Annotated in this window: 4 protein-coding genes; all 4 read left to right on the top strand. The window is 65.8% G+C overall.

Features of this window, described 5'->3' with window-relative positions; all coding sequences use genetic code 11:
• Window positions 1-219 precede the first annotated feature (219 nt).
• Window positions 220-861, top strand: a complete 642-nt coding sequence (locus tag PHP59_RS11895; RefSeq protein ID WP_300167272.1) for a bifunctional precorrin-2 dehydrogenase/sirohydrochlorin ferrochelatase — start codon at window positions 220-222, stop codon at window positions 859-861.
• A gap of 7 nt (window positions 862-868) precedes the next feature.
• The gene (hemA, locus tag PHP59_RS11890; protein ID WP_300167274.1) at window positions 869-2,113 is read left to right on the top strand and encodes a glutamyl-tRNA reductase; all 1,245 of its coding nucleotides are present in this window, start codon (window positions 869-871) and stop codon (window positions 2,111-2,113) included.
• On the top strand, window positions 2,092-3,078 hold the full coding sequence (hemB, locus tag PHP59_RS11885) for a porphobilinogen synthase (protein ID WP_300167271.1): 987 nt from the start codon (window positions 2,092-2,094) through the stop codon (window positions 3,076-3,078). Before hemA ends, hemB begins: the two co-directional genes overlap by 22 nt.
• Window positions 3,065-3,621: aminotransferase class III-fold pyridoxal phosphate-dependent enzyme (locus PHP59_RS11880; protein WP_300167269.1), on the top strand; the 557-nt coding region annotated here is incomplete at its 3' end. The genes hemB and PHP59_RS11880, both read left to right, overlap by 14 nt.

The following is a 3,621-nucleotide window of genomic DNA, read 5'->3' as shown; positions in this document are numbered from 1 at the left end:
ATCACGGCGAGCCTGAGCCAGACACCGAGATTGAACGGCCAGAGCAGCAACTTTGTCCGGGACACAGCCCCTTCAAAAGCGCTGAAGGCATGGAAATCCGTTGTCATGCGCAAAGATCGGAAAAGGGAGAAGATAAAGAAGGTGGTCGGCCAGGTATTACGGACGTGAACCGCGGATAATACATAATCTTAATTTGCGGCCGCCGCACACAGATCAGTGATGATCCCGCTGATCCTCGACCTCACCGGGAGGCACGTCGTCATCTTCGGCGGCGGTGCCGTGGGAGCGCGAAAAGCGGCATATTTCTGTCGCGAAGCGAGGGTCACCGTTGTCAGCCGGAGTTTCCTGCCCTCCCTTGCCGGTTCCGGCGCCGCGTGCGTCGAGGCCGACATCGGGGCAATGGACGACCGTGCGATCCTCGACCTGCTGGAGGGGGCCTTTCTTGCCGTCGCCGCCACGCCCGACGCCGCCCTGAATAACAGGGTCGGGCGCCTGGCGCGGGAGGCGGGCGTCCACTTCAACAACGCGCACGGGGAGACCGGCGACGTCCTGATCCCCTCGGTCCTCCGGGGGGAGCGCTACCTCCTCGCCGTCAGCACCGCGGGGACAAGCCCGGCCATCCCGCGGTTTCTCAGGGAACACCTGGAGGAGACCTTCCCCCACCTCGACGCGATGATCGGGGTCGAAGGGAGACTGCGCGAGGACCTCAAAAAGTCGGTGCCCACCCAGGAAGAGCGGAGCCGGATCCTCAGGGCCGTCCTCCGCGACCCCGACGCCTGGGCATGGCTTGCCGGCGGCGAAGAAGAGGCGTACCGCAAGATAAGGGAGCGATATATCAGTGGAAACATATCTCTATGCTGACCTGGCCATGGCCGGCCTCAACCACCACGCGGCCGGCCTCGCCGACCTCGAAGCGTTCAGGTTCGCCGACGAGGAGGCCTTTCTCACTGCAGCCAGGGAACGGTTCAAGGGCGTTTTCCTCCTCCAGACCTGCAACAGGATCGAGGTGCTCGTCCACGGGACCGCGGGGGACCTCGCCGACTTTCTCCACGACCTCGGGAGAGAAAGGTTCGAGGTCCGCGAAGGGGTGGACGTCCTCCGCCACCTCCTCCAGCTGGCCGCCGGTATCGACTCGATGATCATCGGCGAGGACCAGATCCTCGGCCAGATGAAACGCGCCTGGACGGCCTCACAGGCGGCCGGAACCAGCGACCATGTCATCGACCTCTGCATCAAGAAAGCCGTGCACGTCGGCGTCGAGGTGCGAAAGAGGACGAAGATCAACAGGGGCGCCGTCTCTATCGGTTCCGCGGCCGTCGCCCTCGCCGAAGAACTCTTCACGAGCCTCGAAGGCCGGCACATCCTCGTCATCGGCAGCGGCGAGATGGGGATGCTCGTCGCCCAGGCCCTCGCCGCGAAGGACCTGACCGCGATCTACGTGGCAAACCGGACGTATGAGAGGGCGGTCGTCCTCGCCGAGAAGATCGGGGGGAAGGCAGTCAACTTTGCCGAACTGAAGCGCTACATCACCCTCTCCGACGTTGTCATCACCTGCACCTCCGCGCCCCACCCGATCCTCACCCGGCCCCTCCTGGCCGAGGTGATGAAAGGGCGGTGCTGGCCCCTCGACGGCCACCCGCGTCCCCTCGTCGTCATCGACATCGCCCAGCCGCGGGACGTCGAGGAGGACGCCGGCGAGGTCGACGGCGTGAACCTGTACACCATCGACAACCTCCGCGACGTCAACGAGCACACCCTGGCCTCGCGGAAGGCCGAGGCGACACGCGCCCATGACTATATCGAATCCGAACTCGACCATTTCCTCACGATGCTCAACGCCGCCTCGGCCGACGACGCCCTGCGGGGCCTGTACACCTGGGCCGAGGCGATCCGCGTCAGGGAGCGCGACCGGGCCTGCGCCCGCCTCCAGGGGGGCGACGCCCAGACCGCGGCAATCATCGACGACCTGACGCGGGTGCTCGCAAAAAAACTCCTCCTCGACGCCACCTACTCCATACGGGCATGTGCGGAGCAGGGGCAGACCAGGGAGGCAGAATGGCTGGTGAAAGCAATCACCAGAGGTGACGGACTATGTTCCCGGAAAGACGACTGAGACGACTGAGAAAGAGAAACCTCCAACCTCTCTTCAGGGAGACGAGGATTGATGCAAGCGACCTTGTGATGCCGCTCTTCTTCGACGAGACGATCGAACAACCCGTGGCCATCACCTCGATGCCGGGCCAGTACCGGTACCCGGTCGGGGACGCAAAGAGCGTGGCAGAGAGACTGAATACAGCGGGGATCTCGGCGGTCCTCCTCTTCGGCGTCCCTGCGGAGAAGGACGCCGCCGCCCACTCGGCCTATGCCGAGCACGGCGGACTCCAGCAGGCAGTCGCCGCGATCAAGCGCGCCTGCCCGGAGATGGTGGTGATCACCGACGTCTGCGCCTGCGAGTACACCGACCACGGCCACTGCGGGATCATCGGCGAGACCTCGTCAGGGGAGATCGACCTCCTGAACGACCCCTCACTTGCCCTGATGCAGAAGATCGCAGTCTCGCACGCCCGTGCCGGCGCCGACATGGTCGCCCCCTCGTGCATGCTCGACGGGCAGGTCGGCGCGATCAGGGCGGCCCTCGACGCCGCAGGCTATACCGAGGTTCCGATCATGTCCTACTCCACGAAGTTTGCGAGCGCCTTCTACGGACCCTTCAGGGAGGCGGCGCACTCCGGCTACTCCTTCGGCGACCGGACCACCTACCAGATGGACCCGGCAAACGGCCGCGAGGCGCTCCTCGAATCGGAGATGGACGCGGACGAGGGGGCCGACATCCTGATGGTCAAACCGGCCTCCCTCTACCTCGACGTGCTGGCGAAGATCCGGGAGATCGGCCTCCCTGTCGCCGCCTACCAGGTCTCGGGCGAATACGCCCAGATCAAGGCCGCAGCCGAACGGGGCTGGCTCGACGAGAGACGGTGCGCCCTCGAAAGCCTCACCTGCATCAAGAGGGCAGGGGCCGACCTGATCATCACCTATTATGCAGAAGACGCGGCGAGGTGGCTCAGTGAAGAGCAGTGACCTCTTTGCACGGGCGCAGGGCCTGATGCCCGGCGGGGTCTCAAGCCCGGTGCGGGCGATCAAGCCGTACCCCTTCTACACGGCCGGTGCGCACGGGCCCTTCCTGCGGACGGTCGAGGGGCAGGACCTCGTCGACTGCTGCCTCGGGTACGGCCCCCTCATCCTCGGCCACGCCCACGAGGCGGTACGGCAGGCGATCGAGGCGCAGCTTGCAGAAGGCTGGCTCTACGGCACCCCCTGCCCGCACGAGATCGCCCTTGCAGAAAGGATCTCCGCCGACCACCCCTCCATCGAGATGGTCCGCTTCGTCTCCAGCGGGTCCGAGGCGACGATGGCCGCGATCAGGCTCGCCCGCGCCGCCACAGGTAAGCCCGACATCGTGAAGATCGAGGGCGGATTCCACGGCGCCCACGACGCCGTGCTCGTGCAGGCCGGGTCGGGGGCGACGACCATGGGCGTCCCCGACTCGGCAGGCGTCGTCGCCGACCTGGTGCGCCACACGAGACAGGTGGCGTACAACAATCCCGCGGCCCTCGACGCTGT

Origin of the sequence: Methanofollis sp. (assembly GCF_028702905.1) — an archaeon.
Classification (GTDB): domain Archaea; phylum Halobacteriota; class Methanomicrobia; order Methanomicrobiales; family Methanofollaceae; genus Methanofollis.
This window is presented reverse-complemented; position numbering and strand designations above follow the sequence as displayed.

Bases quoted from the DNA above. Each gene is read 5' to 3' on its own strand.
- PHP59_RS11895 (WP_300167272.1), top strand. From the start codon at position 220: ATGATCCCGCTGATCCTCGACCTCACCGGGAGGCACGTCGTCATCTTC.
- hemA (WP_300167274.1), top strand. From the start codon at position 869: ATGGCCGGCCTCAACCACCACGCGGCCGGCCTCGCCGACCTCGAAGCG.
- hemB (WP_300167271.1), top strand. From the start codon at position 2,092: ATGTTCCCGGAAAGACGACTGAGACGACTGAGAAAGAGAAACCTCCAA.